General features: G+C 56.5%; 11 protein-coding genes and 1 pseudogene. 7 read left to right on the forward strand and 5 right to left on the reverse strand.

The genetic code is table 11. The annotated features are described in order from the left end of the window. Nucleotides 1-30: 30 nt before the first annotated feature. Complete coding sequence (locus AC3EC3_RS17190) at nucleotides 31-2,256, reverse strand: catalase (protein WP_488490826.1); 2,226 nt, start codon at nucleotides 2,254-2,256, stop codon at nucleotides 31-33. Nucleotides 2,257-2,440: 184 nt separating this feature from the next. On the opposite strand from AC3EC3_RS17190, the gene AC3EC3_RS17195 reads away from it, so the two are divergent. The 5 genes and pseudogenes from AC3EC3_RS17195 to AC3EC3_RS17215 all read left to right on the forward strand — a co-directional run bounded on the left by AC3EC3_RS17195 (nucleotide 2,441) and on the right by AC3EC3_RS17215 (nucleotide 7,296). Continuing rightward, the gene (locus tag AC3EC3_RS17195; RefSeq protein WP_260929206.1) at nucleotides 2,441-3,190 is read left to right on the forward strand and encodes a Crp/Fnr family transcriptional regulator; all 750 of its coding nucleotides are present in this window, start codon (nucleotides 2,441-2,443) and stop codon (nucleotides 3,188-3,190) included. Between the two features lie 498 nt (nucleotides 3,191-3,688). Then, a complete protein-coding gene (locus tag AC3EC3_RS17200; protein WP_260929204.1) occupies nucleotides 3,689-4,582 on the forward strand; it encodes an SDR family oxidoreductase in 894 nt (297 codons plus the stop codon). Nucleotides 4,583-4,663: 81 nt separating this feature from the next. Beyond that, the gene (locus tag AC3EC3_RS17205) at nucleotides 4,664-5,467 is read left to right on the forward strand and encodes an SDR family NAD(P)-dependent oxidoreductase (protein ID WP_488490827.1); all 804 of its coding nucleotides are present in this window, start codon (nucleotides 4,664-4,666) and stop codon (nucleotides 5,465-5,467) included. Between the two features lie 289 nt (nucleotides 5,468-5,756). Further along, entirely contained in the window at nucleotides 5,757-6,575 is an 819-nt protein-coding gene (locus AC3EC3_RS17210; protein WP_260929201.1) for an alpha/beta fold hydrolase, read from the forward strand. 155 nt (nucleotides 6,576-6,730) lie between these two features. Then, a pseudogene (locus AC3EC3_RS17215) lies at nucleotides 6,731-7,296 on the forward strand (type 1 glutamine amidotransferase domain-containing protein). Nucleotides 7,297-7,865: 569 nt separating this feature from the next. On the opposite strand, the gene AC3EC3_RS17220 reads toward AC3EC3_RS17215, so the two are convergent. Together AC3EC3_RS17220 and AC3EC3_RS17225 are read right to left on the reverse strand one after the other, a co-directional pair. After that, nucleotides 7,866-9,110: an alkene reductase gene (locus AC3EC3_RS17220; protein ID WP_488490828.1), complete on the reverse strand. Its 1,245-nt coding sequence runs from the start codon at nucleotides 9,108-9,110 to the stop codon at nucleotides 7,866-7,868. A gap of 259 nt (nucleotides 9,111-9,369) precedes the next feature. Beyond that, nucleotides 9,370-9,603 (reverse strand): hypothetical protein, encoded by a 234-nt coding sequence (locus AC3EC3_RS17225; protein WP_260929198.1) that lies wholly within the window; start codon nucleotides 9,601-9,603, stop codon nucleotides 9,370-9,372. 496 nt (nucleotides 9,604-10,099) lie between these two features. Between AC3EC3_RS17225 and AC3EC3_RS17230 the strand changes: the two genes are divergently transcribed. Next, a complete protein-coding gene (locus tag AC3EC3_RS17230) occupies nucleotides 10,100-10,462 on the forward strand; it encodes a response regulator (protein WP_488490829.1) in 363 nt (120 codons plus the stop codon). Here AC3EC3_RS17230 and AC3EC3_RS17235 read toward each other — a convergent pair. Both AC3EC3_RS17235 and AC3EC3_RS17240 read right to left on the reverse strand, forming a co-directional pair. Further along, nucleotides 10,452-11,540: an HWE histidine kinase domain-containing protein gene (locus AC3EC3_RS17235; RefSeq protein ID WP_488490830.1), complete on the reverse strand. Its 1,089-nt coding sequence runs from the start codon at nucleotides 11,538-11,540 to the stop codon at nucleotides 10,452-10,454. The genes AC3EC3_RS17230 and AC3EC3_RS17235 overlap by 11 nt on opposite strands. Then, a complete protein-coding gene (locus AC3EC3_RS17240; protein ID WP_260929193.1) occupies nucleotides 11,533-12,255 on the reverse strand; it encodes a Crp/Fnr family transcriptional regulator in 723 nt (240 codons plus the stop codon). Before AC3EC3_RS17240 ends, AC3EC3_RS17235 begins: the two co-directional genes overlap by 8 nt. Nucleotides 12,256-12,602: 347 nt before the next feature. On the opposite strand from AC3EC3_RS17240, the gene AC3EC3_RS17245 reads away from it, so the two are divergent. After that, nucleotides 12,603-13,373, forward strand: a complete 771-nt coding sequence (locus AC3EC3_RS17245) for a Crp/Fnr family transcriptional regulator (protein WP_488490831.1) — start codon at nucleotides 12,603-12,605, stop codon at nucleotides 13,371-13,373. Nucleotides 13,374-13,451: the final 78 nt, after the last annotated feature.

Consider the following 13,451-nt stretch of genomic DNA (forward strand, 5'->3'; position numbering starts at 1 on the left):
CCGAAATAGGAGGGGCCAGGCATGGTGGAATCAGGCTGCAGGCTTTGCATCCAGATCTACCTCCAATTCGCGAGGCCAATGGCGCAAAGCACGGCAGGTTGCCACGAAGACCGCAGCATCTTTTGCGGCGCCCAGCAGTAAGCATCCCTCATCGAGATCGTCGGCGATTCCGGCCTTGACGAAAAGGGGCTGCGCCTCGCCGGAAAATCCTATGAACTTGCAATGCGCAAACGCATCGGTAACGAAATCCTTCGCCGCTGCATCATTTACGAGCAGCGCAACGCCGTCTTCGGACACGATGATCGCTACCGCATCGAACAGCACAGAAGGGCCGCCGTCGATCTTCTGTTTGGCCGCGACGGTCTTGCCATTTGATAGCGTGACGCCTGCAACCTTGGGGGCAATCACCTCGTAAACGCCCCCCTCCTTCTCGACTGCCTTTACCAGAGCGGCGAACAGCTTGGCATCGGCTCCATCGGTGAGAAGAATGCCCAGCTTGCGTCCCTTAAAGCTTCCGGGACCGTTCTTGAGGATGCTCAGCTTGTCCGAGGGCGGCAGATTGGTAATTGGGGCACGGGCGGCAGGTGCCGCGTTAGGCAAAGGCATGCCCAAGCCGTCGGCAACGGTTGCTGCCAAATCGGCATCGATATTGAGCAGGTGCGAGACCGTCCGAGAACGAATGTCGGGGCGCTCGACTTTGGAAAGCTCGAAGACCAAAGCATCGCCGATATGCTTTTGCTCGATCGGGGTCTGCGACACGAAGAATTGGCGGGCCTGACTGTAGTGATCGGCAAAAGTTTCAGAGCGAGTCCGCTGCTTGGGGCCATCCGCTACCTCGGCAAAGCTCGCGAACCCGCGCGCCGGATCTTCCCTGGGCCCACCATGGGTCGGCCCCCAGCTGTTAGGCTCATAATTTGCCCGCCCCTTGGGGTTCTGCGTCGCCATATGCCCATCCTGCTGGAAGTGATGCATGGGGCATTTGGGCGCATTGATAGGGATATGGGTGAAGTTCGGACTACCCAGGCGCTTGATCTGGGTATCGAGATAGGAAAAATTGCGCCCCTGAAGCAGAGGGTCATTCGAGAAGTCGATGCCCGGCGGCACGTTTTGGGTGCAGAAGGCAACCTGCTCTGTCTCTGCAAAAAAATTGTCGACGACACGGTCGAGAACCAGACGGCCAACGATCCGGACCGGCACCAGTTCCTCAGGAATAAGCTTGGTGGCGTCGAGCACATCGAAGTCGAAGCTGTCAGCAAAAACATCATCGAACAGTTGGACGCCCAGCTCCCATTCGGGAAATTCGCCGGAATTGATCGCATCCCAAAGGTCGCGGCGGTGGAAGTCGGGATCGGCGCCATTAATCTTTACCGCCTCGTTCCAGAGCACCGATTGGAGGCCCTGCTTGGGCTTCCAATGGAATTTGACGAACGTCGATTTACCTTCGGCGTCAATCAGACGGAATGTGTGAACGCCAAAACCTTCCATCGTACGGAACGATCGCGGAATAGCGCGGTCCGACATCGCCCACATGATCATGTGGAAACTTTCCGGTGTCAGGCTGATGAAGTCCCAGAAATTGTCATGCGCGGTCTGGGCTTGCGGGAAGGCCCGATCCGGCTCCGGTTTGGCGGCATGGATCAGATCGGGAAACTTCATCGCATCCTGGATGAAGAAGACAGGGATATTGTTCCCGACGAGGTCCCAGTTCCCTTGCTGGGTATAGAGCTTGACCGCAAAACCCCGCACATCTCGTGCAAGGTCCACAGATCCCTGGGAACCTGCGACCGTCGAGAAGCGGACGAAGGCAGGCGTCTTTTCGCCAACTCGCTGAAAGATGTCGGCACGGCTGACGTCCGCCAGGCTGTCGGTCAGTTCGAAAAAACCGTGAGCCGCATAACCTCGCGCATGGACCACGCGCTCAGGGATCCGCTCGTGATCGAAATGGAACATTTTCTCGCGAAACTGGAAGTCTTCCAACAAAGTCGGTCCGCGCGCCCCTTGCCTGAGACTGTTCTGATCGTCGGATATCGGGATACCCTGTTGGGTGGTCATGGTGGCAACATCGCCAGAAGCGCCTTGTCGTGTCTCACCCCCTGAACCTTGCTGCTCGGTGTAGGAGAAAGCCACATCGGCATCGGCCGGGATGACGCCCGCCTTTCTAGCGGACTCCCCGCCAATCTCGACCCTCGCCAGGTCCGCAGCCGTAACATCGGCAGCGTTGCGAGGAACAGATTTCGATTTCGGGGGCTTAGCCATGATCATTCCTATCGACTGGTCTGCCGATCGAACCCCTAATGTCAGCTGCGGTTGCGCAAAGAACGGCTAAATTAACTTGCGTTAAAACGAATTATCACCGGGACTTTGCAACGGAATCTGAAATCCATCCGTTGAAGATCTCGCATTGCAAGACGTTTTTGAAAAAAACTCTGAAAAGGCATCAATGTTTACGGATCGCTTCCTGAGATATAAACGCGGCATGAAGCTCGAAGCGCACGAGCGCTTGCGGCTTGAAGCTGCAATTTCTGAAGTGCGAACACTTGATGCTCGCGAAATCGTAGCACGCCCGCGAACGCTCCTCCGCAAAAGCACGCTGTTGATAGACGGTTTTTTGTCACGATATATCGACGACAGAAACGGCTTGCGTCAGCTTGTCGCCATTCATGTGCCAGGCGACTTCGTCGATCTGCACGCCTATCCTCTGTTGACGCTCGACCATGAGGTGGCAACCATGACGGCGGCAACGGTTGCAATCGTGCGTCACGATGCGTTGGATGCAATCATTGCCGAACAGCCGCAGATGAGCCGGAAGCTCTGGTTTTCCACGCTCATTGACGCGGCGATCCACCGGGCTTGGCTGTTCCGCCTCGGGCGTCTCGACGCCATCGGTCGCATTTCCCATTTTCTATGCGAAACCAACGCGCGGTTGTTCTCTGCCGGGTTAAGCGATGGTCGGCGCTTTGTATTACCTTTGACCCAAATGGATATCGCGGAAATCTGCGGCCTGACAAACGTCCATGTCAATCGTGTCATGCGCCAGCTGCGCGAGGAAAAGGTTTGTGTATTTCGCTCCTCCCTCGTGGAAATTCTCGACATTGAGCGACTTGTAACGCTGGGGCAGTTCGATCCCAATTACCTCTACCTCGAAGATTCCGACCCCGTTCTGCCCCCTCATTCAGAGCATCGATTATGACAGCAGCTTCCAATCCACCGCGTCCTTGCGACGAGCCCGGCGTGGCCAGCGCAGAAGAGGGCGTTGTAATTCTCGATGGCCCCAACGAGTTGGCGGTGACGATGACCCCCCATGCCGCTGCGAATACGGGGCACAGCCTGATCATGGCGGCAGAGTTGGCCGAGCGGCAAATCCGAGACCGCACTTCATATTTGAAAAATAGGAACACAGCTGCTCATAGGGAAGATTAATATGCGCTTTACCTGCTACAACGTCAGGAAGCAATCTGCGTTCATAAACCTATATTAAATTAACACCTCTATAATATCGGGGTCGCTGCATATTTTTATCCGCGCCAGACTACGAAGCCGTTAGCGTTACGGCGTATGGCATGGCTTTTTGCAATTCCTGTTGGAACTATATCCAGCATGCGTTCGTAATCAGACTGTAGCGCTTTGCTGACGGCAAATGTTTCGATCCGCACTTTTGCCCTCATCCTCCCACTTACAGGAGCCCGTCATGACCGATCGCCTGACGATGCAGGACCCCCGCGCCCAATATCCCGCTCCCCCATTTGCCAAACAGCCGCAGCCCGCCCCTGGCATCGCTGGCAGTATGACTCCCAGGCCCGATCACGGCGAAGAGAGCTATCTTGGTGCAGGCAAGCTCCAAGGCCGAAAGGCGCTCATTACCGGAGGCGATTCCGGAATCGGGCGAGCGGCGGCCATCGCTTACGCCCGCGAAGGTGCAGATGTTGCGATTTCCTACCTGCCCAGCGAAGAGCAGGATGCCAAGGAGGTCATCGCTCTCGTCGAGGCCGAGGGCCGTAAGGCCGTTGCATTGCCAGGCGATGTGACAGACGAGGTCTGGAGCAAGCAGATGGTCGAGAGCGCAGTACAGGGCCTCGGAGGATTGGACATTCTCGTTATCAATGCAGGACACCAGCAATTCCGGGAAGATATCGTGGCGGTCAGTTCGCAGGATTTCGACACCACCCTCAAGACAAATCTCTATGCGCTTCACTGGATCGCGCAGGCTGCCATTCCGCACTTGCCTGCCGGGGCATCCGTTATCACCACAGCTTCTGTGCAGGCTTACGAGCCGTCAGATATCCTGCTCGATTACGCCACAACCAAGGCCGGGATCGTTGCCTACACGAAAGCTCTTGCCAAGCAACTGATAAAAAAGGGCATTCGTGCTAACGTCGTAGCACCGGGGCCGTTCTGGACAGTGCTGCAGACAACCGGTGGCCAGCCTCAGGAAAAGGTATCGAAGTTCGGCGAACAAAGTCGCTTCGGTCGCCCCGGTCAACCGGTGGAAATCGCACCTGTCTACGTGCTGCTCGCCTCCCAGGAAGGCAGCTACATTACGGGCGAAGTCTACGGCGTGACGGGCGGTGCCGGCATCGCCTGATTTATGTCGCCGATCCGACCTTTTGCAGAACCGTCGTGTGGTATGACCGCTAAGCTTGACTTATAGAAAGAGGAGCCCGTTATGGATCTGGGTATTTCCGGTCGCATTGCGCTTATCAGCGGCGCAGATTCAGGCATGGGCAAAGAAACGGCGAAATTTCTCCTGCAGGCAGGCGTTCGTGTAGCCATCACCGATCAGGTCAACGGCACACTCGAGCAAAGCCTGACGCAATTGCAGCCGTATGGCAATGTGATCGCGATCGCGGGCGATGTAACGCGCCCGGCGTCTGTCGCTGAAATCTGGCAACGTGTTCGCGAACGTTTGGGACCGCCCGATATTTACGTCAACGCCGCCGGCATTACCGGAGCGACCGGAGACTTTCTCGATATCGACGATCAAGGGTGGCACGAGACCCTGGACATCAATTTCATGGGGGCTGTTCGCATGTGCCGCGAGGCCATTCCGGCTATGCGTCGCCAGAAATGGGGCCGTATCATCCTTTTCGCCTCGGAGGACGCAGTTCAGCCCTATACTGACGAAATGCCATATTGCGCTTCGAAAGCAGCTGTCCTCAATCTCGCAAAAGGTCTGTCCAAAGCCTACGGTCCTGACAATGTTCTTATCAATACCGTGGCGCCTGCGTTCATCGCCACGCCGATGACAGATGTCATGATGGAAAAGCGGGCCGCAGAAAAGGGGACCACCTTCGATGAGGCCGTCGAAAGTTTCCTCGTGCAAGAACGGCCTGGGATGACGCTCAGGCGCCGGGGGCGCGCGGAAGAGGTCGCCGCAGCAGTCGCGTTCCTGTGTTCGGAGCGCGCAAGCTTCATCAACGGTGCCAACCTGCGGGTCGACTCAGGATCTGTATCGACTTTGGCGGGATAAATTCGCGCAAGCTCGGCGATGAAATTTTACCTTGCTCATCGAAATCTGATTTTTCACATCTGACGTCCCGTTTTATCTCTCCCGGACAGTCGGACAGAAGCAAAAGACTGTACGAACCAAGATCGCCTGCTATCCACAAACCTCTGGCCGGAGCCGTCGGAAGAGATCGAAACGTCCGAATAACGCCACGTAGGCGCCCTTCGACTGACCCCAACACGACGAGCCGAGTGAACTATCACAGATGTTTGTGGTTAAGTTTGAAGGCGACGCTCGATACGGAGTATTCTTGATGGCTTTCATCGAAACGAAAGATGGCACCAACCTTCACGTGAAGGATATGGGGCAAGGCAAACCGGTGGTGCTGATCCACGGCTGGCCCTTGACCGGCGATATGTTCGAGTACCAGACTGTGGCCCTCCTCGAATCTGGATATCGCGTTATCACCTACGATCGTCGCGGGTTCGGCCAGTCCGGGCACGGCGCCTCGGGATATGATTACGATACGTTCGCTGACGATCTTGGAGCAATTCTTGATGGACTCAATCTCGACGGCGCATCATTGGTCGGCTTCTCGATGGGCGGCGGCGAGATAGCACGGTATCTCAGCCGTCATGGTGCCGCTCGGGTGCAAAAAGTTGTTCTGGTCAGCAGTGTAGTCCCCTATTTGCTCAACACCTCCGATAATCCCGACGGGGTGGATGAGAGCGTATTTGAAACCATGAAAGCCCAGATCCGAGAGGACCGGTTTGCTTTCCTGCAGGATTTCGCCAAGCAATTTTATGGAGTTGGTTTCATTTCCAGCCCGGTCAGTCAGGGCCTCCTCGACTGGAGCTTTTTGCTCGGTACAATGGCAAGTCCGAAAGCGACAGTCGATTGCATCGACGCTTTTGCGAAGACCGACTTTCGTCCAGATCTGGCCTCTTTCACCGTCCCTACGCTGATCATCCACGGCACGGCCGACAAGACGGTTCCGATCGCCCCTTCCGGAAGAGCTGCTGCCGCCGGAATTCCAGGTGCCGAATTTATCGAATATGACGGTGAACCTCACGGTCTGTTCGCGACAGCCCCAACAAGACTGAACGATGACCTCATCAGTTTCATCGGATGACGGCTCATCGCGCCCATGCGCCGCCTGCCCGTAGAGGCGGGCGAGCACAAAGGACGAAGTATCGAAAGCGCTAAGTAGAAGTTACAATATCTGACAGCTCCCTTTGGCTCGTCATGCGTAGATTTGGCGAAATTCTGACAATAAAAGGAGATAGAATGTCGCTTGAAAATCGCACCATAGCTCTTCTAATCGCGCCGCGTGGCACAGAAGAGGTGGAGTTCGTCGAGCCTCGCCGCGCTTTACAGCACGCAGGGGCGAAAGTTACTATTATCGGCTTTGAGAAGGGCGAAGTTCAAACCAGCGTCAACGATCTGGATCCCGGCGGCACGTATCGCGTGGAGGAAGGGTTTTCCGATGCTTGCATCGACCATTTCGATGCGCTTGTTATCCCGGGCGGAAGCGTTGGTGCCGACAACCTTCGTGGCAACACTGAAGCGGTGAAATTCGTTCGCGCCTTTTTTGAGGCGAACCCGTTGGCGCAATCTGCCATGCACCGTGGTTACTGGTGGAAGCCGATGTGCTGAAAGGCCGTACGCTGACTTCGTTTCCAACGGTCAGGACCGACATCGAGAACGCCGGTGGCCACTGGGTCGATGAGCAGGTCGTTGTGGACCAAGGTCTGGTCACAAGTCGCAAGCCAGACGACCTTCCCGCCTTTTGCGCGAAACTGATCGAGACGTTTGCGCAAGGCCATTATCCGGAACAGCCCCCAAGCCCATGACCGAAGGACCGCGATTTGCGCGCTGACTTCATGACTCTGTGCCAACCCAACGCGCCGGAAGCGGCCAAAGCAGAACTTTTCTGGGTCTCCGTGGCGGGAGGTGGCACACGGCGCCCGCCTCGGATAAGCGGTGAACGCGATCCGTACACCAGTCGCCGGGGCGCGGCTCGTCGTACGGGGCCAGGTTTACGGACCCGAAATTTCATTTGAAGGTTATATGCGCTGAGATGCGAGCATGAGCGGTGATTATTTCCATCTCAAGCCGGAACGTCGCGCAGTGCCCTTCCCTTGTGCGACAGGCCTGCACAAACCACACCCGTAAGTTCCCAATCGTGTCATTTCATCAGGAAGCCGATGGAACAGCGTTTTATTCTCAATGCTAAACTCCGATCGGTGCGCGCGGGCGAGCAAGCCAGGTTGGCTCACCCTGGCATTTGAATTTGCAACGATAGCATTGTGGATGCCGTAAAGCAGTCGAAGCTCGGCAAGATGACAGACCAGGGCACGCAGATACACTGTATCAAGCAAAAATAACGAACGGCGCATGGCCTGCATATCACCCAACCGGGTCAATGGTCGGGCGCAAGAAAGGGATAATCGGAGTATCCCTTGACCCCGCCGCCATAGAACGTTGCCTGATCAGGTTTTGTCAACTCAGCTTCGACACGCAGGCGCTCCGGCAAATCGGGGTTGGCAATAAAAGCCCGGCCAAAGCTTATCGCATCCGCATCCCCTGCCATGATCGCGGCAGCGGCGCGGTCCGCATCGTAATTGCCATTGGCAATATAAACCCCGTCATAATGCGCGCGTAAGCGCTTCAGCAACGCGCGCTCATGCTCTCCTGTATCCTGTCCTGTAAACTGTTCGATCACGTGGAGATACGCGAGATTGCGCTTGCCAAGCATATGATAGGCAAGGGAAAAGGTGGCTTCCGGATTGCTGTCACTCATGTCGTTCGCCTGCCCAAGGGGCGAAAGGCGAACTCCCACCCGATCGGCGGGAAATACGGACAGAACCCGGTCCAGCGTTTCGCGCAGCAGCCGCTGACGATTATCGATTGAGCCACCATAATCATCGTCACGGTGGTTGGTACCATCTTGAAGAAACTGGTCGAGCAGATACCCATTTGCTGAATGGACCTCCACGCCGTCGAAGCCAGCTTCCATGGCAAATCGGGCGGCACGCTCGTAATCGTCAAGCGTCGCGGCAATTCCATCGGCATCTAGAGCCTCAGGCTGCGAGGTATCGGTGGGCCCCTCGGCGGTGAAGGTCTGTGCCTTGGCGCGGATGGCGCTGGCGGCAACGGGGGACCTTCCTTCCGGCAAAAGAGACGTGTGGCTGATCCGCCCGACGTGCCAGAGCTGGCAGAAAATTCGCCCCCCGGCCGCGTGGACGGCCTCAATGACAGGCTTCCAACCTTCCACATGCGCCTTGCTGTGGATACCGGGCGTATCGATGTAACCCTTGCCCATCGCAGATATCTGCGTGGCTTCAGAAATGATGAGCCCCGCCGACGCCCGCTGTCGATAGTAGGCGATGGCGAAATTTGCAGGCGTTCCATCCGCATGGGCACGGTTTCGGGTCAACGGTGCCATGAGCACGCGGTTTGGCACTTCAAGGGCACCGATCCGGAGCGGAGCAAAGAGATCTGAATGGCTGTTCATAACAACGTAATCCTCGAATTGATTTGCTGGAGCCACTCCAAGCTTGCGCTTTTGCCACCGGAGCCGGCCTGAACGGCATAAGCGCCGCTCATTTCCGGAAAAATGCCGGAACACACGGTCTAAATCGTCTTTTCGCTCCATCGCGATCATCGCCAGCGCGTTTCCATCGACACGACCGCGCCATGTTCCCAGAGTTCCGATGCCACACTCAATCTACGCCAATGCCAGCCGGCATACCTTTGCAGGGGGGGGGCCTGGCCGCATGAAGGTCATATCAGCGCCTTTCGCATTCAAGGGCAGCGACTTGGCCTCACCATGTGCGACCTTCAGATCGAACCAGAGAACTCGGAGGCAAGAAGTCTATTGCGCAACAGTCTCCCATCTGATGGGCATGATAGCGAGCGTCAGATCAATCGGCAGGCGCGTGCTGCGTACTTCCCGGATCGGCCCCTGGTCTTTTGGTGGTGTCTGCGCCGGCCCACATCACACCAACCGCCAACACCACCACCAGAGCCACGGCTCCCGTCAGAATAATATTAAGCTTTTTTCCGCCACGGTTCTCATTTGAACGCTGGTGACTTTGATCGGGCTCAGGCGCCATCATTCGTCCTTTCTTCATGCTTCCTGCAACCAACACAGTCATGCGCGTATCGTTGCAGATGCCTTCGTCGTGTCAGCATCCTGGCATCGTACGATCCGCACAGGTCATCGACCGGGCCAGTTGCACCAAAACAACGCGATTCAACCCCATCGCGGACGGACCGCATTCCACTGAAAGCCGATCCTATCCTGAGTACGCTAAACGGTAAGCCTGTGCCAAAACGACAGAGCCTGGGACTTTTCGCTAAGGTGCGTGCCGTCGCGTTTTCCATGGTGCCAAAACATTGCTCGAGCCATTCTGCAATGCAGGCCAAGGAAAGGCGCCGAGTACGACCGCGAAATCCAGCGCGGGTACACGGCACCGCCGGTGTGCACTAAAGGCCTTGAAAAACCGCGGATGGTGCAAAACCTGCGATGGGCGAATTGCGGACATGGGATACATCAATGCAGACCTCAATCATGGGTAGATTATCGAGAGGTAACTGCTCTTGTCTGCCAACATGTGCGGCGGCAAAAATCTGATCAGAAGGCGCTCAAGCTTGACCCACCCCCCTTATTGCGTTCTTGTTCTCGAGGACGAGTACCTCATCGCAAGCGAAATTTCGGCAGTGCTTGAGGACGCTGGTATGGAAGTCCTTGGCCCCTTTGCTTCTGTGGATAAGGGCGAGGCCCAGTATCGATCGGGAAGATCAATCGATGCTGCGGTGCTGGATATCAATCTGCAGGGGCAATCGGTATTTTCTTTTGCGGACGAGTTGCTCGCAGATCATGTTCCTTTTCTTTTTTCGACAGGCTACGATGGCGGCGCGATCCCCACCCGGTTTTCCCGCATCCCGCGTTACGAAAAACCCATACGGGTGGATCGGCTGGCGGGTGAACTTGATGCGATCATCACGGCCTGAAAGGCCCACCTTGAAGAGGCAGCTCGAGATGGAATTCCAGGCCATCGGACTGGAAGTCCAAGTCGGTAACCGCACCAAGTTCATCGGGCAGCAACAGCAATAAAAGCTCCGTACCGAACCCGCCCTGCCCCTTTTTCACCGAAAAAACGCCGCTTTCTTTCCAGTCCAGTATCAACCATGGCACCCTGCTGCGGCGCTGCACGGCCCAAGTCACTGATATTTTGCCGTCCTCGACTGACAAGGCCCCATATTTGACGGCGTTTGTGGCCAACTCATGAAAGGCAAGGGCCAGCATCTCTGCGGTTTTGAAGGAAAGCTCAAGTTCCGGCCCCGCAAGCACCAAAGCCTCGCCATCGCGCGCGAGATGCACCGCAAGTTCATCCCCGATCACATCGGCCAGATAGATACCGCGAGCCCCCGCAGCCGTTCCAATCGCCATCTGGATGCGGGAGAAGGCGTCGATCCGACCTTCCATGTGCATCAGCGCTGTTTCGCGGTTTAGGCTGGCCGACATTGTTCTGCGGATAATCATTCGGACGACACCCAAGGCATTTCGCAGACTATGCAACCCCTCCTGACGGGCACGACTTTGCGCGAGGATATTCTCTTCACCGGGCTTGTCTGCGTGGCCGCGGAACAGGAAAGCCAGCAAAACTCCCGTAATGCCTCCTGCCTCGTCAGGGAGCGGTGAGCAGGTGATGTCAACTGGAATTGCATCGCGTATCAGTCCCGGCTCACAAGGACGAAGTACGTCGTGCAAGCTACTTGCGGTACCGTTGAAAGCCAGTTCATGCATAAGGCTTTCTCCCGGTGCCAGTGGCATTGCACGGCCGCTAGTCCCGAGTTGGGCGAACATGCCTTCGCAAAACATCGTTTCGTAGGCATCATTGTGAATTCTCGCGCGGCGGTCTCCCCACAATATCGCCATGGGCTGCGGTGAAGCGGCGATCAGATCAACCATGGCCTGCAATCGAGAGGGCCATCGGTGCGGATCGGGCAGGCCGACATCACTCCATGCGCCGCGCGAAAGCGATGACATCATTGTGTCGGCGCTGCTGATGCCCGGCCATTCAACCATTGAAGCCGAGCTGCCTTTCCCTCCTGTCGAGGTGCAGGTAATTAGGGTTGAACAGAGCCACCGACATGAGCGAAGGCAAATCCTTTACCAAAAGCCGCTTGTTGCGCAATTCGATCAGATTGTCGCGACGCATCTCCTGAACTGTGCGATTAACATGGACATGGGTCAGGCCTGTCGCTTCGGCAATTTCCGCCTGGGTGAGCGGAAATTCGCAGCTACCGTCCTCGATCATGTCCACGACCTGCTGACGAACATACATTTCGCAAAACAAGTGGGCGATACGTTCGTATGCAGTTCTCCTGCCGATGCTGGTCGTCCACTCGCGCTGAATTGCAACGGTCACCAACTCGTGCCACCAAAGCGCGCGGGCAATCCTGGGCGAGCGATCCATGAGCGTCTGAAACTCCTGCTGCCCGATCTCCGCCAAACGAACGCTCGTCACGGCCGAGAGCGAATGATCCATTTCCTTAAGGATAAAGACATTCGTGTCGCAAAGGTCGCCATTGATAAAGAAAGACAGGATCTGGCGCCTGCCATCAGCCAATTGCTTGTAGCGCTGAGCCCAGCCTTCCAGGATAACGTGGACGTAATGAGGCTCTTCTCCTTCGCGTATGATGTCTTGGCGTGGCGCTACAATTCGGGTGCGCTTCTCCAGAGCCTGCGACAGCAATAGACGGTCCTCGCTCGTAAGATGGACGAATGCGGACAGACGCAAGGACAACGCCGTGACGGGCTCCAGAAGGTTTGGGGACGATGTCATTGGGCTGTCGGTTTTCTTTGTTCATTCACATGCGTTAAAGCCGCTGGAAATTCTTGCTGACTGTTCAGTGGAGTAGCAGGCGCGATTCTCGGAACGCCATCGGCTTGCTCGAGGGCGAGCTACAGAAATCGCGGAAACGATCCCTTTAAAAACACCATAATTGCCGGTTGTGCGCGCTAAAAACGATCAGATGCGGGCAAATTAGGCCAGGCCGGAGCAGGGACGGGCATTTATTGATCTATGTGAATGCATGCGACAGTCGTTCGATGGTGCAACGCATGCGGGGCAACAGGACGAGAGAGATGGTATCACCGGTGCAAATACGTCTGCTGCGGGCGCAAACCGGGATCCTTGCAGATGTCGCCGCAAAGAAGACTCTGAGGACATTCCAGCCCGGTCAGATACTGTGCTCAGAACATGAAACGCCATCCGGAATCCTAGTGGTTCTCAAGGGCTGGATCGAGCAAGCCCTGCAACTACCCGACGGGCGCCGCCAAATCGTCGGCCTCGCCATTCAAGGCGATATGTGTAATTTAGGAAGCGTGGCCTCTCGCCCGGCAGACTGCACGCTGACGGCGCTGACCGAGGTTGCAGTCGGCGAGATCGGCACCAGCGAATTGCAAGAGACTTTACTCCACCGACAGGAATTTGCCACGCCTTTCTGGGCGGGGCATCTTCGAATACTCGCTATCCAAAGGCGGTGGATTGCCATGTTGGGGCAACGCAATGCCCTTGAACGCATCAGCCATCTGTTCTGCGAACTGTTTGTTCGCCAGCAGATGGCCGGCCTTTGTGACGACACAACCTGTCCCTTCCCTCTCACGCAAACCCAGATTTCCGAAGCGTGCGGACTAACGCAGGTCCACACCAACCGCACTCTGCAGGAACTACGCAAGCGGGGGCTTGTCGATCTTAATCAAAAGCAGCTTCGCATTCTGCATTTCGACGAACTGGCGGCGCTGGCCGTTTTCGAAGGAAGCTACCTGCGCAGTGAGTACCCTCCCCCGAGATCGCCGTCGCATGGCCTGGCTGAACCGCACCGGGATTGCCGGAGGCCAGTTTTCTTAAATTAGGCAGCCAGTGGGACGTCGTCCAGCATAGCGTAGTAGCGTTGCTCGGCTTCGACGGGAGGAATGTTTCCGATCGGCTCC

The sequence above is a fragment of the Novosphingobium sp. BAM6 genome, from assembly GCF_057784955.1.